Genomic DNA, 24,039 nt, shown 5'->3' on the forward strand with positions numbered 1-24,039 from the left:
TCCCACAGGGACCGTGCTGCTCTTGAAACCGGCGCTGTATCTGTGGGAGCGGGTTTACCCGCGAAAGGGCCGGTACAGGCAACACAAATGAAAACGCCCCGAACCAGTCGGGGCGTTTTCGTTTACCGCGGCAGCGTCTTACTTGCCTTCCCAGCGCTTGAGCACCAGGGTGGCGTTGGTGCCGCCGAAGCCGAAGCTGTTGCTCATGACCGTGTCGATCTTGGCGTTTTCTTCGGTCTTGCGCAGGATCGGCAGGTCGGCGACCTCCGGGTCCAGCTCGTCGATGTTGGCGGAGCCGGCGATGAAGTTGTTTTCCATCATCAGCAGGCAGTAGATCGCCTCGTGTACGCCGGCAGCGCCCAGCGAGTGGCCCGACAGGCTCTTGGTCGAGCTGATCTTCGGTGCCTTGTCGCCGAACACTGCGCGAACGCCCTTGATCTCGGCAACGTCACCGACCGGGGTCGAGGTGCCGTGGGTGTTCAGGTAGTCGACCGGGGTGTCGACGGTCGACAGCGCCTGCTGCATGCAGCGGATGGCACCTTCGCCGCTCGGGGCAACCATGTCGTAGCCGTCGGAAGTGGCGCCGTAGCCGACGATTTCCGCGTAGATCTTGGCGCCACGGGCCAGGGCGTGTTCCAGCTCCTCGACCACCACCATGCCGCCACCGCCAGCGATGACAAAGCCATCACGGTCGGCGTCGTAGGCGCGCGAGGCCTGGTCCGGGGTTTCGTTGCGCTTGGTCGACAGGGCGCCCATGGCATCGAACAGGAACGATTGGCTCCAGTGCTCTTCTTCACCGCCACCGGCGAAGACGATGTCCTGCTTGCCCCACTGGATCTGTTCCAGGGCGGTGCCGATGCAGTGTGCCGAAGTGGCGCAGGCCGACGAGATCGAGTAGTTGATGCCCTTGATCTTGAACGGGGTGGCCAGGCACGCCGAAACGGTGCTGCCCATGGTGCGGGTAACGCGGTACGGGCCGACGCGCTTGACGCCTTTCTCGCGCAGGGTGTCCAGCGCTTCCATCTGGTTCAGGGTCGAGGCGCCGCCGGAGCCAGCCACCAGGCCGGTACGCGGGTTGGATACCTGCTCTTCGGTCAGGCCGGCGTCCTTGATCGCGTCCTGCATCGCCAGGTAGGCGTAGGCAGCAGCGTGGCCGACGAAGCGGTAGACCTTGCGGTCGATCAGTTCTTCGAGGTTGAGGTCGATGGACCCGGAAACCTGGCTACGCAGCCCCATTTCCTTGTATTCCGGGTTGTAACGGATACCCGGACGGCTGTTGCGCAGGTTTTCGGTGACGGTAGCTTTGTCATTGCCCAGGCACGATACGATGCCCAGACCAGTGATAACGACGCGGCGCATGCGAATAACCCTTAGAAATTGTCAGTGGAGGTGAACACGCCGACCCGCAGGCCTTCGGCAGTGTAGATCTCGCGGCCGTCGACGCTGACCGAGCCATCGGCGATGGCCATGTTCAGCTTGCCCTTCAGGACGCGCTTGATGTGAATGTTGTAAGTGACTTTCTTGGCTTCCGGCAGTACCTGGCCGAAGAACTTCACCTCGCCCGAACCCAGGGCGCGCCCGCGGCCTGGCAGGCCCTGCCAGCCGAGGAAGAAACCTACCAGCTGCCACATGGCATCAAGCCCCAGGCAGCCCGGCATTACCGGGTCGCCTTCGAAGTGGCAGGCGAAGAACCACAGGTCCGGATTGATATCCAGCTCGGCGACCAATTCACCTTTGCCGTACTTGCCGCCTTCTTCGCTGATATGGGTGATGCGATCGACCATCAGCATGTTCGGCGCGGGCAGTTGCGCATTACCTGGGCCGAACAGCTCACCGCGACTGCAGCGCAGCAGGTCTTCCCGAGTAAAGGCGTGTTGTTTGGTCATGCGAGCTCCTCAATAACCCCCTGCGGCAGGGGATGAATCTTCCCGGCCGGCCCGATACGCATCGCGTCCGAGACGGCAGCCTACAGGTAGACTATTGCGTTGTGGTGAAAGTCACAGTGCACCCGGTGAAAGAAGTACAGGTGTGCACTGAAACGTCTATTTTCAGGTCCGATGAAGGTCCTGTCCAGTGTTTAAGACTGCCGCACTTTAGCATTTATCGCCAGTCGCGGTTGTCTGACCGGGTAGCCAGCGCTGCAGCACGCGCTGCAGTTCGGTGCGGCGCAAGGGTTTGCTCAGGTAGTCGTCCATGCCGGCCGCCATGCAACGCTCGCGGTCGCCCTGCAAGGCGTTGGCGGTCAGGGCGATGATCGGTAGCCTGGCGCCGTTGGGCAGCTGGCGGATACGCCGGGTGGCTTCATAGCCGTCCAGGTGCGGCAGGCGGCAGTCCATCAGCACGGCGGCAAAACGCTGCCGGCTGACCCGTTCGACCGCCTCCAGGCCGTCCTCGGCCGTGCAAACCGCCAGGCCCAGGCTACGCAGCATGGCCTCGATGACACTTTGGTTGACCGGATTGTCCTCTACCAGCAGCACCTGATCATTGTCGGCCACCGCCGGCGGCGCAGCGCTTGGCAGCGTCAGCGATACCGGGGCAGGGCTGGCCAGGGCCAGCGGCATCTCCAGGGTAAAGGTCGAGCCCAGGCCTTCGCGGCTTTCGCCGCGCAGCTTGCCGCCCATGCGTTCGGCCAGGGTGCGGGCGATCGACAGCCCCAGCCCGGTGCCGCCATAGCGGCGGGAAATCGAGCTGTCGGCCTGCTGGAAGGCGACGAACATCATTTCCAGGCGCTCGTTGTCGATGCCGATCCCGGTGTCGCGCACACTGCAGGTCAGCCAGATCAGCTGGCGGTCGAGCACCTGCCAGCGCGCCTCGACCTGTACCTGGCCGCGTTCGGTGAATTTCAGCGCATTGCCGACCAGGTTCAGCAGGATCTGGCGGATGCGCGTGGGGTCGCCGTTCACCTGCAGCTGCTCGATACCCGCCGGCAGTTGCAGGTGCAGGGCAAGCCCGCGCTGCTGGGCGCTGTGCTGGAACGACTGGACGCTGCTGGTGATCAGCTCGCCCAGGTTGAAGTCGATGTGCTCCAGTTGCAGCGCGGCGCGTTCGATGCGCGAGAAGTCGAGGATGTCGTTGATGACCTTGAGCAGGTGCCCGGTGGATTCGCTTGCCACCGCAGTGTACTCGGCCTGTTCGCTGTTCAGCTGGGTGGTTTCCAGCAACTGCAGCATGCCCAGCACGCCATTCATCGGCGTGCGCAGCTCGTGGCTCATCATCGCCAGGAAGTCCGATTTGGCGCGGTTGGCCTGTTCGGCCTCCTCGCGGGCCTGGATCAGTTCGGCAATGGCCTGCTTCTGTTCATTGCTGGCCTGCTCCAGGGCGTGGGCCAGGTTGTTGATGTGGTGCGCCAGGTGGCCCAGTTCGCTGTCATCGACCACCGGCAACAGGGTGTGGTACTCGCCCTGCTGGATGGCCTTGACCGCATGCCCCATGTCGCTGATCGGCTTGGCCAGGCTCAGGGCCAGGCGGCGCGCCAGCAGGAAGGTGAACAGCAGGGCGAACAGCGCGAGGATACCGGCCTTGATCACGATTTCCTGCTGGCGCTGGCTGAAGGCGTCATCGGACATGCCGACGATGACCCGGCCCAGGTAATCGTCGCCGATGGCCGGGGTGGTGGCCTTGCCCTGTTGCAGGAAGTCGCTGTCCAGGCGGATCTGCTGCAGGCGGATGGGCGCCTGGAACACTTCGACGCGCTGCGCGCGGTTGGCGCTTTCGTCGGACTGCTCCACATACACCAGGATGTGGTTGCGGCTGTCCTGCACCTCGAGGAAGCGCACGTGGGGGATGCTGAGCGTGGCGCGCATCAGGCCCTCGAGCACTTCGTTGTTGCCCGAGATCACCCCGTATTCCGAGGCTGGCGCCAGCTGGTTGGCGATCAGTTGCCCGGTGTGGTTCAGTTCCTGGCGCAGGTCCTGGATACGCACGAAGGTGAAGAAGCTGATCAGCAGCAAGGTCAGCAGCAGGGCAGGGCCGAGGCTGATGATCTGGGTGCGGGTGTGGATGTCCCAGCTCAGGCGCTTGCTCATGGGGTGGGTTCTCCTTCGGCCAGGGCCTTGGCGGCGGCGTTCGGATCGATCGGTTCAAGGCCCAGGGCGCGCGCCACCTGCTGGTTGCCGCTGACGCCGAAGCGTACCGGGTACAGGCTGCGCGGCCAGCGCGCCGGTGGCTGGTCGAGCAACTGGTCGAGCACCGCCAGCCAATCGTCCTGGTCACTGAAGGTGCTGGCCAGGGCGCCGGCGCGGACGAACCCGGCGTTCGGGCCGATCAGCGCCATCTGCCGGCCATAGCTGCTCAACAGCAGGTTCTTCGCAGTCTTGGAGTTGAACAGGTCGGCATCGTCCAGGCCCAGCAGCACGTCACTGTTGGCCAACAAATGTTGCAGAGGGCGGCTGTCGCGCGGGTCGGGCCAGTCCTGGGCAATGATCTCCAGGCCCAGCGCGCGGGCGGCATGGCGCAGCTCTTCGAGCAGAAAGCTGCTGTGCTCACCGTACAGCACACCAATGCGCTGGGCCTGCGGCAGCAGATAGCGCGCCAGGCGCAGCTGCCGGCCCAGCGGCGGGTCGCTCCACAGCAGCGTGAGGAACGCGGGCCGCGACTTTCCCAGGCGCTGTTCAGCCTGTACCCGGCTGACCCTCATGGCCAGGGCCGGCGGGCCGGCGGTTTCCCCAAGGCGCCATTCCAGTGCGGCGTTGTCCAGCAAGATCAGGCGCTGGTCAGCCTTGAGCTTGCCCGGGGGTGGCAGGTCGGCGGTGGTCTGGAAATGCACGTGATCGTGCGGCCGGCGGCTTTCCAGCGCAGCGACGAAACTGCGAATGCCGGGCTGGTCTTCCGCGCCTACCAACACGATTTCGCTGGCGGACAGCGGCCCCATCGGCCACAGGCACAACAGCAACAGGCGCAGCAGCAGGGCCATCAGAACTCCAGCTCCGCGCTGACGCTCAGGCGGTGGCGGCTGTCGTAGCGGTTCTGGATTGCCGTGGTCGGCTCATCGTCCAGGCGCTGTTGCCACAGCGCCGCCAGCTCCAGGTTGCTGCCATGCACCCGGAAGCGCTTGGCCAGGCGCAGGTCCAGGCGCTCGTAGCGGTACTGGTTGAGCGCATCGTCGCCGTAATAGAACAGCGCACTGGACCAGCCGTCGCCCCACTCGCGCATCCACCCGGCCGAGCCGCTGTTGCGCGCGCTGAGGCGGCGGTCGGCGGGGTTGCTGGCCCAGGCATCCACGTAGGCGTAGGTAAGGCGCAGGCGGTCGCGCAGGGTCGGGCGCCAGTCCAGTTGCGCCTCGCTGCCGCTGAAACGGGCCTTGTTGGCGTTGCTGGCAATGTACTGGTTGTTCTTCAGGGGCTCGCTGATCATTCCGGTGATCTCGTCGTAGAACAGCTTCACATCCATGTTCAGGTCGATGTCGCTGAAGTAGCCGTTGTAGCCCAGTTCGCGCGAACGCATGCGTTCCTGGTCGAGGTCGCCCGGGCCACGGGTCTTGACGAAGTATTCGCCGTTTTGCAGGCCGAAAGCGTTGGGAGTCAGGTTCTTGACCGTGTAGCTCCAGTTGATGTTGTTCTCGAACATGTCTGGCGAGCGCACTGCCTCGGAATACACCGCACGCAGGCCATGGCGCGGGGTGATCAGGTAGTTGACCGCCACGCGTGGGGTCAGCGAGCTGCCGGACAGGCGTGAGTCCTCGAACATGGCACCGCCCTGCAGGATCCAGTGCTCGTCGGCGCGCCACTCCAGCTGGCCGAACAGGCGCCAGGTCTGGTCGTCGATGCTGCCATTGAAGTAGGTCTGCGAGTCGGCACGATCATAGCGGTAGTTCATGCCACTGAGCAGGCGCAGGCTGTCAGTCAGGCTCAGGGTGTCCTGGATTTCCAGGTCGTAGCGGGTTTCGCGGGTGCTCTGGTCGACGTCGCCGCAGACCTGCTGCTTGCCACCGTTCGCCCATTGCTGCTGGACCTTCTCCAGAAGCGCGTTCATGACGGGATCGTTGGTCGAAAGTGGTGCGCCGGTAGCAATGCCGCGCGCCACTTTTTCGGCGAAGTCAGGGTTCATTTGCCACAGCTGGGTCAATTCCGGGCTGAACGACTGCAAGGCGTCACAGGCACGCCACACCTGCTGGCGGTCGAAATGCTGGGCAGAGCCCTGGATATACAGGCTGTGCTCGGAGCTGAAGTCCTTGGTCCAGCGCAATGAGCCGGCGTAGTCCTTGGCATTGACGTCAGCGTTGTTACCGGCTTCGTATTTGGCGAACACCGGCTGATAGGTATAAGGCCGCTGGTTGCTGCCTTCCTTCGCCGCCAGTTGCCATTCCAGGGTCTGGTCGTGTGCCAGGCTGTGGCTGGCGTTGATATTGAAGCGGGTCAGCCGGCGGCTGTCGCGGTAGTCCTGGCCGAACTGGTTCTCGTCGAAGCCATCGTCCTGCTGGCCGGACAGCGACAGGCGCAGGTCGCCGCCATCCCAGCCGAAGCCGTGGCTGGCGTAGAAATCGTTGATGCCGTCCTGGCCGCGGGTCATCTTCAGCCGCGTGCCATGGCTGTCGGCAGGGTTGCGGGTAAGGATGTTGACCACCGCCATCAGCGCATTGGCGCCGTAGCTGACCGTGTTGGGGCCGCGGAACACCTCGATGCGCTCGATATCCTCCATGGCCAGGGGGATGTCGCTCCAGTCCACCGTGGCCAGGCCGGCGCGGTACACCGAACGGCCATCGATCAGCACCTGCATGCGCCGGGCATCGTTGACGTTGCTGCCGTGGTAGTTGACCGTGGGTTGGTTGCCGGCGTTGTAGCCCACCATCATGCCCGGCACCAGGCGCAGCAGCTCGGGGATGTCGCGGGCACCGCTGGCGCGGATCAGCTCGCTGTCGAGCACGGTCATGCTGCCCGGGACTGCGGCGGGGGATTGTTTCAGGCGCGTGGCGGTCAGAACCTGCGGCAGGTCCGTGTTGTCGATGAACAGGTCATCGGCCACGGCCGGGCCACCGAGCAGGGCAGTCAGTATGAGCAGGCGCGGGTACGGGGGCGTGCCAGGGAACACAAAGCGGCCTTGTATCAGGATTGAAACAGGCATGGTAACCGACCGCGGGGGTTTTGCCAGTGATCTGCTCTACCTGTCGGGCCCTTTCGCGGGCACGCCCGCTCCCACAGCCGCTCTGAAGGACTGCGCTATCCCTGTGGGAGCGGGCGTGCCCGCGAAAGGGCCGGTACTGACACTGGTTCTGTAGCAGGCGAGCCGTATAATGGCCGGGTCGCCACTTAACTTTTGGCTTTAACGGATTGGATATGACTGAACAGCAACCTGTTGCAGTTCTGGGAGGCGGCAGCTTCGGCACCGCCGTGGCGAACCTGCTGGCAGAAAACGGTGTGCCGGTGCGCCAATGGATGCGCGACCCGGAACAGGCCGAGGCCATGCGCGTCAATCGCGAGAATCCGCGCTACCTCAAGGGCATCCGCCTGCACGACGGCGTCGAGCCGGTCAGCGACCTGCTGGCCACCCTGCAGGCCAGCGAGCTGATTTTCGTCGCCCTGCCATCGAGTGCCTTGCGCAGCGTGCTGGCCCCGCATGCCGAGCTGCTGCGCGGCAAGGGCCTGGTCAGCCTGACCAAGGGCATCGAAGCGCAAAGCTTCAAGCTGATGAGCCAGATCCTCGAGGAAATCGCCCCCGAGGCGCGCATCGGCGTGCTGTCCGGCCCCAACCTGGCCCGTGAAATCGCCGAACATGCGCTGACCGCCACGGTGGTTGCCAGCGAGGACGAAAAACTGTGCCAGCAGGTGCAGGCCGTGCTGCACGGGCGTACCTTCCGCGTCTACGCCAGTGCCGACCGCTTTGGCGTCGAGCTGGGCGGGGCGCTGAAGAACGTCTACGCCATCATCGCCGGCATGGCGGTGGCCCTGGGCATGGGCGAGAACACCAAGAGCATGCTGATTACCCGCGCCCTGGCCGAGATGACCCGCTTCGCCGTCAGCCAGGGTGCCAACCCCATGACCTTCCTCGGCCTGGCCGGTGTCGGTGACCTGATCGTCACCTGTTCCTCGCCCAAGAGCCGCAACTACCAGGTCGGCCACGCGCTGGGCCAGGGCCTGAGCCTGGAGCAGGCGGTCAACCGCCTGGGCGAAGTGGCCGAAGGCGTCAACACCCTCAAGGTGCTCAAGGCCAAGGCGCAGGAAGTGCAGGTGTACATGCCGCTGGTGGCTGGCCTGCATGCCATCCTGTTCGAAGGCCGCACGCTGAACCAGGTGATCGAGCACCTGATGCGTGCCGAGCCGAAGACCGATGTCGATTTCATTTCCATCAGCGGTTTCAACTGAGCCTTCAGCGGCTCTGACAACAGCAAGGAGCAACACATGAACGATACGCCCGAACGCGCCCAGCGCGAGTCGATCATCCTGCGGGTCCTGTGGATGGTGGTGTTCCTGGTGGTCTGGCAGCTGGCCGAGCTGCTGCTCGGTGGCCTGGTGCTGGTACAACTGATCTACCGCCTGGTGTACGGCGCCCCCAGCGCCAGCCTGATGAACTTCGGCGACAGCCTGAGCCAGTATCTGGCGCAGATCGGCCGCTTCGGTAGCTTCCACAGCGACCAGAAACCGTGGCCATTCGCCGACTGGCCGGCACCGCGTGCCCCGGAAGGCGAGGCGCCGCATGCAGTGGCTCCGGCCCCGCACCCGGTGCGTGACGAGGAGCCCAAGCTGTGAAGCTGTGGGTGCTGCGCCACGGTGAAGCGGAGCCGCGGGCCAACAGCGATGCCGAGCGCCGGCTGACCGCCCATGGTCGCGAACAGGTGCTGCATAGCGCCGCCCGCCTGCTGGGCCAGCCGCTGCAGGCGATCATCGCCAGCCCTTACGTACGCGCCCAGCAAACGGCCGCCCTGGTGCATGACACCCTGGGCTTCGCCGAACCGGTGCGCACCGTGCCCTGGCTGACGCCTGACAGTGATGTGCAGCAGGTTATCGGCGAAATCGAGCGCCTGGGCCTGGAGCATGTGCTGCTGGTCAGCCACCAGCCGCTGGTGGGTACCCTGGTCGGGGCGTTGCAGCATGGCCACCAGCAGCAACCGGCAGGCATGAGCACTGCAAGCCTGGCGGAGCTGGAAGGGGACTGGCCGCTGGCTGGGTTGATGACCCTTCGGGCGATCAACTCGCCGGCCTGAAACCCAGGGGGGCGCTGCGCGGACAGGTACCGCCCCCGCCTTGAGCTGTGGGAGCGGCTTTAGCCGCGAACACCGGCGCAGCCGGTGCCATGCATCGTGTTGGATTCTTCGCGGCTAAAGCCGCTCCCACAGTGTTTGCGGATTGCTTGCGAACTCAGTTATCTACGCGACAGCGCAGCCCAAAGGGCTGGGCGATCTCCCGCAAGCCTGACCTGATAGCCCTCGCCGATGACCTTTCCGGACGTTGCCGAACTGCCCCGCGATACCGACAATGGGCCATCATCCCCATCCGGACCCGGCGCCATGTTGCAGCAGATCTTCTTCGCCCATGCCAACGGTTTCCCCTCGGCCACCTACTGCAAGCTGTTTGCCGCCCTGGCACCGGACTACCAGGTGCAGCACCTGGCCCAGCACGGCCACGATCCGCGCTTTCCGGTGGACGACAACTGGCAGAGCCTGGTCGATGAACTGCTGCACCACCTGGCCCGTCAGGACCAGCCGGTATGGGGCGTCGGCCATTCGCTGGGCGGGGTGTTGCACCTGCACGCAGCCTTGCGCTGCCCCGAGTACTACCGCGGCGTGGTGATGCTCGACTCGCCGGTGCTCACCCGCGCCGACCAGTGGCTGCTGCGCACCGCCAAGCGCTTCGGCTTCATTGACCGTATCACCCCGGCTGGCCGCACCCTGGGGCGCCGCGAAACCTTCAATGACCGAGACAGTGCCCGAGACTATTTCGCCGGCAAGTCACTGTTTCGCCATTTCGACCCCGACTGCCTTGATGCCTACATAGAGCACGGCCTGCAGGCGATGGAGCAGGGGCTGCAGTTGCGCTTCGACCCGGCCACGGAAATCAGCATCTACCGCAGCATCCCGCATACCAGCCCTGCGCCCGCGCGGCAATTGCAGGTGCCACTGGCCATGGTCCGCGGCGAGCGCAGCAACGTCATTCGCCGCCACCACACACTGGCTGTGCGCGGCATGCCCAGGGGCGAGTTCCACAGCGTGCCGGGTGGGCACATGTTCCCGCTGGAGCGACCAACCGACACCGCCAGCCTGATCAAGGGCCTGTTCGACCGCTGGAGCCAGGCATGAGCGCGCAGGTCGAGGAAATCCGCCTGAGCCTGGGCCATATCGAACTGGCGGCGCACCTGTTCGGCCCCGAGGACGGGCTGCCGGTAATCGCCCTGCATGGCTGGCTGGACAACGCCAACAGCTTCGCCCGCCTGGCGCCGCAGCTGAAAGGCCTGCGCATCGTCGCCCTGGACCTGGCCGGGCATGGTTACTCCGAGCACCGGCCGCTCGGCGCCGGCTATGCCCTGGCCGACTACGCCCATGACGTGCTGCGGGTGGCCGAGCAGCTGGGTTGGCAACGGTTCGCCCTGCTGGGCCATTCGCTGGGAGCAATCATTTCCGTGCAACTGGCTGGCGCGCTGCCGGAGCGGGTTACCCATCTGGCCCTGATCGACGGCGTCATCCCGCCGACCGGCGCCGAGCAGGATGCCGGTGAGCGGCTGGGCATGGCACTGCAGGCCCAGTTGCGCCTGGATGGCAAGCGCAAGTCGGTGTACACCACACTGGAGCAGGGCGTGCAGGCGCGCATGAAAGGCATGGTCGCGGTCAGCCGCGAGGCAGCCGAGCTGCTGGCCCAGCGTGGCCTGATGCCGGTGCCCGGCGGTTACAGCTGGCGCAGCGACAGCCGCCTGACCCTGCCTTCGCCAGTGCGCCTGAGCGAGGCCCAGGCCATGGCCTACGTGCGCCGGGTGAGTTGCCCGGCGCGCCTGGTGGTGGCTGCCGACGGCATGCTGGCGCGCCACACAGGGTTGCTGGAGCAGCTACCCTTCGAGCAGGTGACGCTGCCCGGTGGCCATCACCTGCACCTGAACGATGAGCAGGGCGCGGCCCTTGTCGCAGACTGTTTCAATCGCTTCTTTGGCTTTGCTTGACTTGCACCGGACAAGTGTCGAGGCTTGGCGGGTTGAACAGGGAGACAACCATGCAACTGCCAGACATCCTGGAGCTTCACCTCGGCGCTGAGCGCCACCTGGTTCGCCAATGAGCGCGCCTGTTGCCATCCGTAATGCCTTCGCTGCCTGCCTGGTGTTAGCCAGCCCCGTTTTGTGGGCCGGCAGCCTGCCGGTACCGGTGGACGCCAAGGTGGTCGACCAGCGCCCGGCCGTGGAGCAGGAGCGTGTCTACCCCATGGGCCCGCTGCGCAAGATCAGCGGCCGCCTGCGGGTCGAGGACAAGGTCGAAAGCCGTGGCCAGGTCAGCTCGGTAACCTACGAACTGCCGGTCGAGCGTACCGCCCGCGAAGCCTTCACCAGCGCTCGCGAAGCACTGCAGCGCGACGGTGGCTACCCGCTGTTCTGGTGCCAGGGCCGCGATTGCGGCGAGGCCAGCCTGTGGGCCAATGATGTGTTCGCCAATGCCCGCCTCAACGGCGGCGACGAGCAGCAGGCGTTCATCCTGCTGCGCCGCTCGGCGGAGCAGGCCGATACCCTGGTTGCGCTGTACAGCGTCACCCGCGGCAACCGCCGAGCCTACCTGCACGTGGAAGAGTTCGTCGCCGGCAGCCCGCTGGGCGAACTGCTGCCGACCGCCGCCACGGTGCTGCGCGAAATGCGCGACACCGGCAAGCTCGACTACCCTGACCTGGCCGCGCCGCAAGACGCCTGGGCGAACCTGCTGGCCCGCAGCCTGAACCTCGACAGCACCCTGCGTGCCAGCCTCAGTGGCGCCCAGGCTGAAGCCTGGCGCGAGGCGCTGGTCAAGGCGGGGGTGCGCAATGGCCGCCTCGAAGTCGGTAGCGCGCCTACCGACGGCCTGCACCTTGAACTGATCCGTTGAACGGGCACCACCATGGCTAACAATGACCGCTTGCTGGTCCAGATTCTGCTGCTGGCGCTGCTGGGTGCCGGCCTGTGGGTGATGGCACCTTTCATTTCAGCGCTGTTGTGGGGGGCCATCCTGGCCTTTGCCAGCTGGCCGTTGATGCGCTTGCTGACGCGTGCGCTGGGCGGGCGCGAAACCCTGGCAGCCAGCCTGCTGACCACTGCCTGGATCCTGATCGTGGCGCTGCCGCTGGTGTGGCTGGGGTTCAACCTGGCCGACCACATTCGCGATGCGACGGCGTTCGTGCGTGACGTGCAGGTGGACGGCCTGCCCGACGCCCCGGCGTGGCTGGGTGGCATCCCGTTGGTTGGCGAGCGCCTGGTCAGCTGGTGGCAATCGCTGGACCAGCAGGGCGCGGCCTTGCTGGCCTCGGTCAAGCCGCACCTGGGGCAGGTGGGCAACTGGTTGCTGGCGCGCAGCGCGCAGATCGGCAGCGGCGTGCTGGAGTTGACCCTCAGCCTGGTATTCGTGTTCTTCTTCTACCGCGACGGCCCGCGCTTGTCGGCGTTCGTCCTGCGCTTGCTGCACCGCCTGATGGGCGACCGTGCCGAGTACTACCTGGAACTGGTGGCCGGTACGGTGCAGCGGGTGGTCAACGGGGTGATCGGTACGGCCGCCGCGCAGGGCGTGCTGGCGTTGATCGGCTTCCTGATTGCCGGTGTGCCCGGGGCCATCGTGCTGGGGCTGGTGACCTTCATGCTCAGCCTGATCCCCATGGGCCCGCCACTGGCCTGGATCCCGGCCACGGGCTGGCTGGTATGGAAGGGCGAATACGGCATGGCGGTGTTCCTGGGGGTTTGGGGCACCTTCATCATCAGTGGCGTGGACAACGTGCTCAAACCGTACCTGATCAGCCGTGGCGGCAACCTGCCGCTGGTGATCGTGCTGCTGGGGGTATTCGGCGGTTTGATCGCCTTTGGCTTCATTGGCCTGTTCATCGGGCCGACCTTGCTGGCGGTCGGCTACAGCTTGCTGCTGGACTGGAGCCGCAACGCGGCGCAGCAGCCGCCCCAGCGGTAGCCTGTACCGGCCTCTTCGCGGGTAAACCCGCTCCCACAGGTACAGCACAGGCCTTGCCCCTGGTGCAGTTCCTGTGGGACAACACAGGCCTTGAACCTGATGCAGCTCCTGTGGGAGCGGGTTTACCCGCGAAGAGGCCGGCTCAGGCAACTTCAACCCCTGATTTTTACACCTTCTTTATTCCCATCCCCACCCCCCAATCTCGCCCCTTTACGCCCCTCGCTCGGACAATTTCCCCAAAGCGGCCCAAGCCGCACCACGGGGAGAACCACACATGAACATGCTCGACGGGCTGTCACTGCTGCTGGCAGTGGCATTGGCGTTTTATCTGCTGGTGGCGCTGCTGCGCGCCGATCGCAGCTAGGGAGCGGCCATGCACAGTTACGACTTCGCCTTGCTGTTGGCATTTTTCGCCATCGTGCTGCTACCGGCACCCTGGCTCGGGCGGTTCTACTTCAAGGTCATGGAAGGCCAGCGCACCTGGCTGTCGCCCCTGCTGGGCCCGGTCGAGCAAACCTGCTACCGGCTGGCGGGCGTGCGCGCCGGCCAGGAACAGAACTGGCAGCAGTACACCCTGGCCCTGCTGGCCTTCAACCTGGCCGGGTTCCTGCTGCTGTTCGCCGTGCTGCTGTTGCAGGGCTACCTGCCATTCAACCCGCAGCATCTGCCCGGCCAGGAATGGTCGCTGGCGTTCAATACCGCGGTCAGCTTCGTCACTAACACCAACTGGCAGGCCTACAGCGGTGAGGCATCGGTCAGCTACCTGAGCCAGATGCTCGGCCTGACCGTGCAGAACTTCGTCAGCGCTGCCACCGGCCTGGCCGTGCTGGTCGCCCTGTGCCGCGGCATCGCCCGGCGCAGCGCCACGACGCTGGGCAACTTCTGGGTCGACATGACCCGCGCCACCCTCTACGGCCTGCTGCCGCTGTGCCTGCTGCTGGCGTTGTTGCTGGTATGGCAGGGCGTACCGCAAACCTTGGCCGACTACGCCCACGCGGTCACCCTGCAAGGCACCGAGCAGACCATCCCGCTGGGCCCGGCCGCCAGCCAGATCGCCATCAAGCAGCTGGGTACCAACGGCGGTGGCTTCTTCGGGGTCAACTCGGCGCACCCGTTCGAAAACCCCACGGCCTGGAGCAACCTGTTCGAGGTGGCTTCGATCATCCTCATTCCGGTGGCGCTGGTGTTCACCTTTGGTCACTACGTGAAGGACCTGCGCCAGAGCCGCGCCATCCTCGCCTGCATGCTCGCCCTGTTCCTGATCGGCGGCAGCACGGCGTTGTGGTCCGAGTACCAGCCAAACCCGGCCCTCGAGAGCGCGCAGGTACAGCAAAGCGCGCCCATGGAGGGCAAGGAAAGCCGCTTCGGCACCACCGGTTCGGTGCTGTGGACAGTGACTACCACCTCCGCCTCCAACGGTTCGGTCAATGCCATGCACGACAGCCTCAACCCGCTGACCGGCATGGTGGCGATAGTCAACATGATGGTCGGTGAGGTGATCTTTGGCGGCGTTGGTGCAGGGCTGTACGGCATGCTGCTGTTCGTGCTGATCGCGGTGTTCCTGGCCGGGCTGATGATCGGCCGCACCCCGGAATACCTGGGCAAGAAGCTGCAGGCCCGCGAGGTGCAGTTGCTGGTGGCGACCCTGCTGGTGATGCCGGTCGGCGTGCTGGTGCTCGGCGCCATTGCCGCCAGCCTGCCGGGCCCGGCAGGTGCAGTCAGCAACCCGGGTGCGCATGGCTTCAGCCAGCTGCTGTATGCCTACACCTCGGGCACGGCCAACAACGGCTCGGCCTTTGCCGGCTTCGGTGCCAACACGGTGTTCCACAACCTGATGATCGGCCTGGCCATGCTTGTCGGCCGCTTCGGCTACATCCTGCCGGTGCTGGCGTTGGCCGGCTGCCTGGCGGCGAAGAAAAGCGCGCCCCAGGGGCTGAACAGCTTCCCCACCCATGGCCCGCTGTTTACCGGCCTGCTGTTGGTCACCATCCTGCTGGTCGGTGGCCTGACCTTCCTGCCGACCCTGGCCCTTGGGCCGATCGCCGAACACTTGAGCCTGGGTTTTTGAGGACCGACCATGAACATGCCCATTCCTGAAGTACAAACTCGGCATAGTGCCAAGGACCAGACCCGCTTCGCCGCGTTGTGGCGCCCGGCGCTGGTACAGGCATTCGTCAAGCTCGACCCGCGCCAGCTCAAGCGCTCGCCGGTGATGCTGGTAGTCGCACTGACTGCTGTGCTGACCACCGTCCTGTGCTTTGCCCCCGGCAGCGGCGTGAGCACCGGCGTTGCCGTGCAGATCGCCCTGTGGCTGTGGTTCACCGTGCTGTTCGCCAACTTCGCCGAGGCCCTTGCCGAAGGCCGTGGCAAGGCCCGCGCCGACAGCCTCAAGGCCGGCAGCCAGGGCCTGACCGCCCAGCGTCGCAAGCGCGATGGCAGCTACGAGACCGTCGCGGCCAGTGCGCTGCGCAAGGACGATGTGGTGCGCGTGGTGGCCGGCGAAATGATCCCCGGTGACGGCGAGGTGCTCGAAGGTATCGCTGCGGTCAACGAGGCCGCCATTACCGGCGAGTCCGCGCCGGTGATCCGCGAGTCCGGCGGCGACCGCTCGGCGGTGACCGGCAATACCCGGCTGGTCTCCGACTGGTTGTTGATCCGCATCACCAGCAACCCGGGCGAATCGACCCTCGACCGCATGATTGCCCTGGTCGAAGGCGCCAAGCGGCAGAAGACTCCGAACGAGATCGCCCTCGACATCCTGCTGATCGGCCTGACCTTGATCTTCCTGATCGTGGTGGTGACCCTGCAGCCGTTCGCCCACTTCGTCGGTGGCAGCCTGCCGCTGATCTTTCTCGCCGCATTGCTGGTGACGCTGATCCCCACCACCATCGGTGGCCTGCTGTCGGCCATCGGCATTGCCGGCATGGACCGGCTGGTGCGGCTGAACGTCATCGCCCGTTCCGGCCGCGCGGTGGAGGCGGCCGGTGATGTGCATACGCTGATGCTCGACAAGACCGGCACCATCACCTTCGGCAACCGCCGCTGCAGCGCCCTGCACGCCGCCCCGGGCATCACCGCCCGCGAGCTGGGGGAGGGCGCCTTGCTGGCCTCGCTGGCGGACGACACCGCCGAGGGCAAGTCGATCGTCGAGTACCTGCGCCAGTTGCATGACTTCGTCGAACCGGCCGCCGGGCAGTTCGAGGCGGTGGCGTTCAGCGCCGAGACGCGCCTGTCGGGCATCGACCTGCAGCAGCACCGCTACCGCAAGGGCGCCGTCGACGCCGTGCTGGCGTTCGTTGGCATGCAACGCCTGGAAATGCCCCAGGCGCTGGCCCGTGAAGTGGAGCGCATTGCCCAGAGCGGCGGTACACCGCTGCTGGTGTGCATCGACAAGCGCCTGCTCGGCGTGATCCACCTCAAGGACGTGGTCAAGCCCGGCATCCGCGAGCGCTTTGCCGAGCTGCGCAAGCTGGGCATCCGCACGGTGATGGTGACCGGCGACAACCCGCTGACCGCCGCCGCCATCGCTGCCGAGGCCGGCGTGGATGACGTGCTGGCCGAGGCCACGCCAGAGAAGAAGCTGGCGCGCATCCGCCAGGAGCAGAACGACGGCCGCCTGGTGGCCATGTGCGGCGACGGCGCCAACGACGCCCCGGCACTGGCCCAGGCAGACGTGGGCATGGCCATGAACGACGGCACCCAGGCCGCGCGCGAGGCGGCCAACATGGTCGACCTGGACAGCGACCCGACCAAGTTGCTGGATGTGGTGCAGGTCGGCAAGGAGCTGCTGGTGACCCGCGGCGCGTTGACCACCTTCTCCATCGCCAACGATGTGGCCAAGTACTTCGCCATCCTGCCGGCGCTGTTCGCCGCCATCTACCCGCAGCTGGGCGTGCTCAACCTGATGCATTTGGCCAGCCCGCAGAGTGCGATTCTGTCGGCCATCGTGTTCAACGCGCTGATCATCATCGTGCTGATCCCGCTGGCGCTGCGCGGCGTGCGGGTGCAGGCGGCCAGCGCGGCACACCTGCTGCGGCGCAACCTGCTGATCTACGGGCTGGGTGGCATTGTCGTGCCGTTTGCCGGGATCAAGCTGATCGACCTGCTGCTCAATGCCCTGCACCTGGTCTGAGGAGGCCACCATGAATGCTTATGTACGCCCGGCATTGAGCCTGGCCCTGTTGATGACCCTGGTGACCGGCGCGCTGTATCCGTTGGCGGTGACCGGTATTGCCCAGGTGGCTTTCCCCAGCCAGGCCAATGGCAGCCTGGTGCGCGATGACCGGGGCCAGGTGCGCGGTTCGGCGCTGATCGCCCAGGATTTCCAGGGCGATGGCTGGTTTCACGCGCGGCCATCGGCAGGCGCCTACGCCACCGTGGCCAGCGGCGCCAGCAACCTGTCGCCGAGCAACCCGGCGCTGGCCGAGCGGGTCAAGGGCGATGCGGCTGCGTTGTACCAGGCGCAGCAGGGGCCGGTGCCCCAGGCGTTGCTCACCACCTCGGGCAGCGGCCTCGACCCGCACCTGCCGCCGGAGGCCGTGGCCTACCAGATCCCGCGGGTGGCGGCGGCACGGCAGTTGCCGGTGGAGCGCTTGCAAGGCTTGCTGGAAGAGGCCACCCTCCACCCATTGATCGGCCCGCCGGTGGTCAATGTGCTGGCCTTGAACCAGGCCTTGGAAAACCTCAGTCATTGATAGATGACTTGAGGGGCTAGCAGGGACCCTGTGGGAGCGGGTTTACCCGCGAATGCGTCGGTGGCGCTACTACTGCATTCGCGGGTGAACCCGCTCCCACAGGTACGGTGTTTGTCCCTGGATTTGCGGCTTGCTGGAAATAGCAAAGGATGAAAGATGAGTGACTCCGCCCGCGCAGACGCGCTGTTGGCTACCCTCCCGCGAAGCGGCCGGGGGCGGTTGAAGGTATTCCTTGGCGCCGCCCCCGGCGTCGGCAAGACCTTCGCCATGCTCCAGGCCGCCCACGCCCAGCAACGCCAGGGCGTGCAGGTGCTGGCCGGGGTGGTCGAAACCCATGGCCGTGCCGAAACCGAGGTATTGCTCGCTGGCCTTCAGCAGCAGCCCCTGCTGCGCAGCCAGTACCGCGGCGTCACCCTCGAGGAAATGGACCTCGACGGCCTGCTCAAGGCCGCGCCGGCCCTGGTGCTGGTCGACGAACTGGCCCACACCAATGCGCCCGGCAGCCGCCACGCCAAACGCTGGCAGGACGTACAGGAACTGCTGGCCGCCGGCATCGATGTGTACACCACGGTCAACGTCCAGCACCTGGAAAGCCTCAACGACAAGGTCCGCGACATTACCGGCGTGCAAGTGCGCGAAACCCTGCCGGACTGGGTACTGCAGGAAGCCTTCGAGCTGGTGCTGATCGACCTGCCACCCCGGGAGCTGCTCGAACGCCTGCGCGAAGGCAAGGTGTACGTGCCCGAGCAGGCGCGGGCCGCCATCGATGCGTTCTTCTCGCAAACCAACCTTACCGCCCTGCGCGAACTGGCCATGCAGACCGCCGCTGCCCAGGTGGATGCCGACCTGGCCCACGGTTATCGCCAACGCGGCCAGGAAGCCCCGGCCCTGCGTGGGCGCTTGCTGGTGGGCGTGGATGGCGACGACCAGGCGGAGCGTTTGGTGCGCCATGCCAGCCGCGTGGCGCAACGCCGCCACCTGCCCTGGAGCCTGGTGCACGTGGACAACGGCCGCCTGCGCGACGAAACCGCGCGCCAGCGCCTGCAAGCTGCCCAGCAACTGGCCGAACGCCTGGGCGGGGAGGTGGTACTGCTGCGTGCCGGCGAAGTGGTGCGCACGCTGATCCAGCATGCCGCCGAACGGCGGGCCAGCCTGGTGCTGGTCGGGCAGTCCCGCGACCGCCTGCGCCGGCGCCTGTTCGGTGCCGGTGTGGCCGCGCGGCTGCTGCGCGAAAGCCACTGCCTGGAAATCAACGTGCTGGACCGCGACGCGCAGCCGCAAGCGCCGCGTTCGGCGGTGCAGCGGGTGTGGGTCTGGCGCCATTACCTGCTGGCGCTGCTGGCAACGGTCATGGCCGCAGGCCTGGCCTGGGCGGTGTCGAGTGTGCTGGCCCTGCCCAACATCTCGCTGGTGTTCCTGGCCGCGGTGTTGCTGGTGGCGGTGCGCAGCAGCCTGGGGCCTGCGCTGGCCTGCGCGGTGCTGTCGTTCCTGACCTACGACTTCCTGTTCATCCCGCCCAACCTGTCGTTCAGGATCCAGCGCGAAGAAGACGTGCTGACCTTGGTGTTCTTCCTGTTGATGGCTGCACTCACCGGCAACCTGGCTGCCCGCCAGCGCCGCCAGTTGCAGGCGCTGCGCGAGACCCAGGCGCAGACCAGCCAGTTGCTCGACCTGTCGCGCCGGCTGACCGTGGCCACCGACCGCCAGGCGGTGTTCAACGCCGCCGGCCAGCACCTGGACGGTTGGCAGGACATGCAGGTGTGCCTGCTGGAGCGCAATGTCGAAGGCCAGTTGCAGGTGGCCAGCGGCGAAGCTCATGCCTTCAGCGATAACGAACGCGCCGCCGCAGAATGGGCGTGGCAGCACGGCCAGGCCGCCGGTCATGGCAGCGACACCCTGCCCAATGGCCGCTGGTGGTGGTGGCCGCTGGCGGTGGATGAACAGCCCCTGGCATTGCTCGGGGTGCGCCCACGTTCCGGCCAGCCGCTCAGCGACCCGCGCCGGCGCCTGCTCACTGCCCTTGGTCAGCCACTGGCCCAGGCCCTGGCCCGCGCGCGCCTGGCCGAACAGCTGGAGGCCGCGCGCCTGCATGGTGAAACCGAGCAGCTGCGCAGCGCCTTGCTCGCGTCCGTTTCCCATGACTTGCGCACCCCGCTGACCGCCATGCGCGGCAGCATCGACAGCCTGCTGGCGTTGGGCGAGGCGATCCCCACCGCCGACCGCCGCGAACTGCTGGAGGGTACCCGCAACGAGGCCGAACGCCTCGACCGCTACATCCAGAACCTGCTCGACATGACCCGCCTGGGCCACGGCGGCCTCAAACTGGCCCGCGACTGGGTGGCCCCGGCCGACATCGTCGGCAGCGCGCTCAACCGCCTGCGCGCGGTGCTGGCGCCGCTGCGGGTGCACACCGACGTGCCGGCCGAGCTGCCGTTGCTCTTCGTGCATGCGGCGTTGATCGAGCAGGCGCTGGTCAACGTGCTGGAAAATGCCGCGCGCTTCTCGCCAGCCAATGGCCGGCTGGAGCTGCAGGTGTCGGTGCAGGACGCCCGGTTGTGCTTTGCCGTCAGCGACCAGGGCCCCGGCATTCCCGTGGATGATCGCGAGAAGATCTTCGACATGTTCTACACCGCCGCTCGCGGCGACCGCGGTGGGCAGGGCACCGGCCTGGGCCTGGCGATCTGCCAGGGCATGATCGGTGCCCATGGCGGGCAGATCCTGGTGGGTGAAGGCATCGATGGCCAGGGCACCAGCATCACTTTATGCTTGCCGCTGCCTCCTCAACCTGAAACCGAAAGCGAAACCCCATGAGTCAGTCCGCCACCCTTCTGGTCATCGACGATGAACCGCAGATCCGCAAGTTCCTGCGTATCAGCCTGGCCTCGCAAGGCTACAAGGTGCTCGAGGCCGCCACCGGCACGGAAGGGCTGGCCCAGGCGGCCTTGGGCAAGCCGGACCTGGTGGTGCTTGACCTGGGCCTTCCGGACATGGACGGCCAGCAGGTACTGCGTGACTTGCGCGAATGGAGCGCGGTGCCGGTGCTGGTGTTGTCGGTGCGCGCCAGTGAAGTGCAGAAGGTCGATGCGCTGGATGGTGGCGCCAACGACTATGTGACCAAGCCGTTCGGCATCCAGGAGTTTCTGGCGCGGGTGCGCGCCTTGCTGCGGCAGGTGCCGCAGGCCGGTGGCTCGGAAGTGGCGGCCAGTTTTGGGCCGCTGATGGTGGACTTTGCCTTTCGCCGGGTGACCCTGGATGGCGTGGAAGTGGCGCTGACCCGCAAGGAGTATGCGCTGCTGGCGCAACTGGCCGGGCACCCGGGGCGGGTGATTACCCAGCAGCAACTGCTCAAGGATATCTGGGGGCCTACCCATGTGGATGACACCCATTACCTGCGGATCGTGGTCGGCCATCTGCGGCAGAAGCTGGGCGATGACCCCACGGCGCCGCGGTTTATCATTACCGAGCCAGGGGTGGGGTACAGGTTGGTGGCGCCGACCATGTAACCCCTGTGGGGCGTGCCCGCGAAGAATCCAGCGCGGTGCATGGCACCGGCTGCGCCGGTGTTCGCGGGCATGCCCGCTCCCACAGGGTCCCTGCTAATTCAATGAGTCATGTGCAGTCCAAGAGAGATTGCCCAGCCCTTTGGGCTGCGCTGTCGCGTAGAAAACTGAATTCGCAAGCGGCCCGCGTACCCTGTGGGAGCGGCTTTAGCCGCGAAGAATCCAACGCGGTGCATGGCACCGGCTGCGCCGGTGTTCGCGGCTGAAGCCGCTCCCACAGAGTCCCTGCTAATTCAATGAGTCATGTGCAGTTCTATGAGAGCTGGCATGCCGGCGATGGGGCCAGAGCAAGCAGCGCAAGACAGTAAGCTCAGGGGGCGGTTCTCGACTCCAGATCCATTTCCGCTGGCCACTCTACTCGGGGTGCCAGGCGCAGGGCGAACTCACACCAGAGCACATCGTTGTGATCCTTGGGTGGGCCGGGTGGTGGCAGGGCTGAGGGGCCTTCCTGCATGTAGGTGCAGATGTAGGCCCAGGCATGCTGGTCGGCACCCATCGTACTCAGGTGAAAACGGTCGATGACGTTGTTCGTGCCCGGCGCGACGATGGACAGCATGACACCCCATTTGAAAATGACCCCACCGTTTGGCAGGGCGCCGGTTTGTGACCAGCGCTCGGCGCGGACTTGGGACCAGTCGTAACTGACCGGCACGACCTTGCCTTTGTCGAAGGGGTTCCACCATTGGCGTTTGAAGTTGTAGGCGTAGATTTTCTGGCGCGCACGGTTGAACCTGATGGGTTCGTCGCGAGGTGGCGAAATATCCATGCGAAGGCCTATAGTAACCAGCCAGCTAACCAAGAAGACTTCAGATATTGAGAGCAGCAGCGATTTAAAATTTCGGGGATCGAGCGTAAGTGTCATCATGTAAAGGCTAAAGGCGAAAAATATGCACAAGAGGAAGGCGAAGGTTGAAATCACCCCTCGTGAGGATACGCTTTGTCGCGGAATCTCTAAGTAAGTCATGCACTGATGGTTAGGTATTTGATTGCCCATGTATTTTTCTGTTGAGTTGACTGTGTAAGGGTCGGGGAGGTCTTCCTTCCAGCCCGGGCAGGCAGGATTTAATAAGGGTCGGGCCATTTTGTCAGGGGCTCCAAGCTGTGCATGTAGTTTTCTGTTATTGTTACATGGGCATGCCCAAGTTCGTCCTGCTTGTCTGGCCAGTAACGCAGGCTAAGTTCAATGGCGTTGATGTGATGATCTATCAGTAAAGGCAGAGCTCCCTGTATGGTCAACGTATTGTTCTTGTTGTTGAAACGCACCAAAGGTTGTGGGTTGTCTATATGGCCAAAGACTCCCTTCCCCTTTGGTAGGCTGATCTGCAATTGGTTAGTCGGAGTACTATCACCCGATACGGTAATGATTTCTCTTTGAGCGCCAGTACGATGAATGCTTAAATGCCACTCATGGCGAGATTTACCCTCGGCGTATTTAGGCAAGAGGAAGTAATAGTTGAGTGTGTATTCTGCGGGTATTGCAGGCTCGTTGCCGATGATCATCCCTTTTGGTTCGGAAGTCTGCATGTTCGTATGATTGGTGAGTTGAGTCCTTATGGAAATCTCGGCTTGAACGCCAATTGCTGCCGCATTCAAAGCACCAATTGCAGTGTCAAGATGCTTCGCTTCGGTCCAGAGACGGTTGTCTTCAGATAATCCCCATCTGCTTTGACGAGCCCAAAGCTCTGTTGAAGAGGATTCGTTTTGCTTTGCCTCGGAAGCTATTGCATAGGCGGCCAGTCCTAGAATGATAGCTATACCGATTGGGCCAAATAATGTGGCGGGTCCGAAAGCTCCAAGTACACCTGCAATGGCGGAAGCGCCAGCCATTATGCCCGCAGTCCTGTATCCATCTGCGGACGTTAAATCTCCGCGCTTATGAGTACGCAGGCTGGCGAACAGGTACTGTGCCCCATCCATCATTCCAGCTATTCCCGCAATACCGGCGCCGTATCGAGCAATACCGGTTCCCAAAGACGTTGTCGTCACTGTTCCGGGCCACGGTATCTTCGGGCGTATGAGTGCAACAGCCAGTCCTGCCGCCTCCACACTCGCCCCAAACAAACCCAGGGAGGAAGACCAGATCGCCGCAAGCGCCTCCGGGTTGTCCTGATGCGTCTCTTGCAACGCTCGATAGTTCTTGCCCAGGCTGTCCTGATGGAACCACATGCTGCCCAAGGCAAATAACAGCCCGGCACTTCCGCTACTCGCTGCAGCATCCCGCAGGCTGCGCATCGCATCGCTTGCCACGCTTTGCGCGGCCGTAGAACTGATCTTCAAACCACTCGTAACCTGCGCACGCAGCGTACCCGCACCAATCGCAACATTGCGTACCAGCGCCCCGACGCCACCGGCTGCACCCTCGCGCAACTGCACCAGCCGCGCCTGCAAACTCTCGGCACTTTCCAACGTCCAGAGCATCACCTCGATCATCTGGCTACGGTTACCCGCTGCCGCAATATTGATCGCGCCACTCAGCACCATGGCCCGCACCTTGCGGCCCAGTGGGTCACGAAACTGCTTGTCTACCTGCTGCAGAAACGCATCGGTCCGCGCCTCCAGGGCTTCATTGAGCAGTCTCATGTATTCGCCCACTGTCAGCGACACCCGCAGCGGCGTTACCTGCTGCCCGGCGAACAGTGCAAACGCCGAGCGATGCACATGGCCGATCAGGGTCTTGGTCCGTTCACTCAGGTGCTGGCTGAGCGCATTCCCTGCGCTGTTGGTCGCGGCCAGCAAC

The 24,039-nt window shown here is 65.0% G+C and carries 19 protein-coding genes and 1 pseudogene; 13 read left to right on the forward strand and 7 right to left on the reverse strand.

What is annotated here, in order from left to right; genetic code table 11:
- Positions 1-138 precede the first annotated feature (138 nt).
- The 5 genes from fabB to CAG00_RS08710 form a co-directional block, all read right to left on the reverse strand.
- Positions 139-1,359, reverse strand: a complete 1,221-nt coding sequence (gene fabB, locus CAG00_RS08690; RefSeq protein WP_085664051.1) for a beta-ketoacyl-ACP synthase I — start codon at positions 1,357-1,359, stop codon at positions 139-141.
- Between the two features lie 11 nt (positions 1,360-1,370).
- On the reverse strand, positions 1,371-1,886 hold the full coding sequence (gene fabA / locus CAG00_RS08695; RefSeq protein WP_003251509.1) for a 3-hydroxyacyl-[acyl-carrier-protein] dehydratase FabA: 516 nt from the start codon (positions 1,884-1,886) through the stop codon (positions 1,371-1,373).
- A gap of 207 nt (positions 1,887-2,093) precedes the next feature.
- Positions 2,094-4,025, reverse strand: a complete 1,932-nt coding sequence (locus tag CAG00_RS08700) for an ATP-binding protein (RefSeq protein ID WP_085614436.1) — start codon at positions 4,023-4,025, stop codon at positions 2,094-2,096.
- Positions 4,022-4,912: an ABC transporter substrate-binding protein gene (locus CAG00_RS08705; protein ID WP_025339960.1), complete on the reverse strand. Its 891-nt coding sequence runs from the start codon at positions 4,910-4,912 to the stop codon at positions 4,022-4,024. Before CAG00_RS08705 ends, CAG00_RS08700 begins: the two co-directional genes overlap by 4 nt.
- Positions 4,912-7,059 (reverse strand): TonB-dependent siderophore receptor, encoded by a 2,148-nt coding sequence (locus CAG00_RS08710; RefSeq protein ID WP_176240865.1) that lies wholly within the window; start codon positions 7,057-7,059, stop codon positions 4,912-4,914. Before CAG00_RS08710 ends, CAG00_RS08705 begins: the two co-directional genes overlap by 1 nt.
- A 212-nt stretch (positions 7,060-7,271) precedes the next feature.
- Here CAG00_RS08710 and CAG00_RS08715 point away from each other — a divergent pair, with 212 nt between their 5' ends.
- The 13 genes from CAG00_RS08715 (at position 7,272) to CAG00_RS08775 (ending at position 21,245) form a co-directional block, all read left to right on the forward strand.
- Complete coding sequence (locus CAG00_RS08715; RefSeq protein WP_025339958.1) at positions 7,272-8,297, forward strand: NAD(P)H-dependent glycerol-3-phosphate dehydrogenase; 1,026 nt, start codon at positions 7,272-7,274, stop codon at positions 8,295-8,297.
- A gap of 36 nt (positions 8,298-8,333) precedes the next feature.
- Positions 8,334-8,681 (forward strand): DUF4389 domain-containing protein, encoded by a 348-nt coding sequence (locus CAG00_RS08720; RefSeq protein WP_025339957.1) that lies wholly within the window; start codon positions 8,334-8,336, stop codon positions 8,679-8,681.
- A complete protein-coding gene (sixA, locus tag CAG00_RS08725; protein WP_015271084.1) occupies positions 8,678-9,136 on the forward strand; it encodes a phosphohistidine phosphatase SixA in 459 nt (152 codons plus the stop codon). The genes CAG00_RS08720 and sixA overlap by 4 nt, the downstream gene beginning before the upstream one ends.
- Before the next feature lie 303 nt (positions 9,137-9,439).
- Positions 9,440-10,228 (forward strand): alpha/beta fold hydrolase, encoded by a 789-nt coding sequence (locus CAG00_RS08730; RefSeq protein ID WP_085664053.1) that lies wholly within the window; start codon positions 9,440-9,442, stop codon positions 10,226-10,228.
- Positions 10,225-11,079 (forward strand): alpha/beta hydrolase, encoded by an 855-nt coding sequence (locus CAG00_RS08735; protein WP_085664054.1) that lies wholly within the window; start codon positions 10,225-10,227, stop codon positions 11,077-11,079. The genes CAG00_RS08730 and CAG00_RS08735 overlap by 4 nt, the downstream gene beginning before the upstream one ends.
- Before the next feature lie 109 nt (positions 11,080-11,188).
- On the forward strand, positions 11,189-11,983 hold the full coding sequence (locus CAG00_RS08740) for a DUF4892 domain-containing protein (protein ID WP_085664055.1): 795 nt from the start codon (positions 11,189-11,191) through the stop codon (positions 11,981-11,983).
- A 12-nt stretch (positions 11,984-11,995) separates the two neighbouring features.
- Positions 11,996-13,048, forward strand: a complete 1,053-nt coding sequence (locus tag CAG00_RS08745; protein WP_085664056.1) for an AI-2E family transporter — start codon at positions 11,996-11,998, stop codon at positions 13,046-13,048.
- A gap of 274 nt (positions 13,049-13,322) precedes the next feature.
- On the forward strand, positions 13,323-13,412 hold the full coding sequence (gene kdpF, locus CAG00_RS08750; protein WP_003251485.1) for a K(+)-transporting ATPase subunit F: 90 nt from the start codon (positions 13,323-13,325) through the stop codon (positions 13,410-13,412).
- Positions 13,413-13,421: 9 nt separating this feature from the next.
- On the forward strand, positions 13,422-15,116 hold the full coding sequence (gene kdpA / locus CAG00_RS08755; RefSeq protein WP_085664057.1) for a potassium-transporting ATPase subunit KdpA: 1,695 nt from the start codon (positions 13,422-13,424) through the stop codon (positions 15,114-15,116).
- A gap of 9 nt (positions 15,117-15,125) precedes the next feature.
- Positions 15,126-17,180: a potassium-transporting ATPase subunit KdpB gene (gene kdpB / locus CAG00_RS08760; protein ID WP_085664058.1), complete on the forward strand. Its 2,055-nt coding sequence runs from the start codon at positions 15,126-15,128 to the stop codon at positions 17,178-17,180.
- A gap of 10 nt (positions 17,181-17,190) precedes the next feature.
- On the forward strand, positions 17,191-17,742 hold the full coding sequence (gene kdpC / locus CAG00_RS08765; protein WP_085664059.1) for a potassium-transporting ATPase subunit KdpC: 552 nt from the start codon (positions 17,191-17,193) through the stop codon (positions 17,740-17,742).
- Between the two features lie 156 nt (positions 17,743-17,898).
- Positions 17,899-20,553, forward strand: a complete 2,655-nt coding sequence (locus CAG00_RS08770) for a sensor histidine kinase KdpD (RefSeq protein WP_085664060.1) — start codon at positions 17,899-17,901, stop codon at positions 20,551-20,553.
- On the forward strand, positions 20,550-21,245 hold the full coding sequence (locus CAG00_RS08775) for a response regulator (protein WP_025339949.1): 696 nt from the start codon (positions 20,550-20,552) through the stop codon (positions 21,243-21,245). The genes CAG00_RS08770 and CAG00_RS08775 overlap by 4 nt, the downstream gene beginning before the upstream one ends.
- Positions 21,246-21,612: 367 nt before the next feature.
- Here the strand turns inward: CAG00_RS08775 and CAG00_RS29020 are convergent, their stop codons facing one another.
- Together CAG00_RS29020 and CAG00_RS08785 are read right to left on the reverse strand one after the other, a co-directional pair.
- Positions 21,613-22,383: a DUF6708 domain-containing protein gene (locus CAG00_RS29020; protein WP_256578972.1), complete on the reverse strand. Its 771-nt coding sequence runs from the start codon at positions 22,381-22,383 to the stop codon at positions 21,613-21,615.
- Positions 22,365-24,039, reverse strand: a pseudogene (locus CAG00_RS08785) (hypothetical protein); the annotation flags it as partial. The pseudogene CAG00_RS08785 and the gene CAG00_RS29020, both read right to left, overlap by 19 nt.

The sequence above is a fragment of the Pseudomonas sp. B5(2017) genome (assembly GCF_002112825.1).
GTDB lineage: Bacteria > Pseudomonadota > Gammaproteobacteria > Pseudomonadales > Pseudomonadaceae > Aquipseudomonas > Aquipseudomonas putida_Z.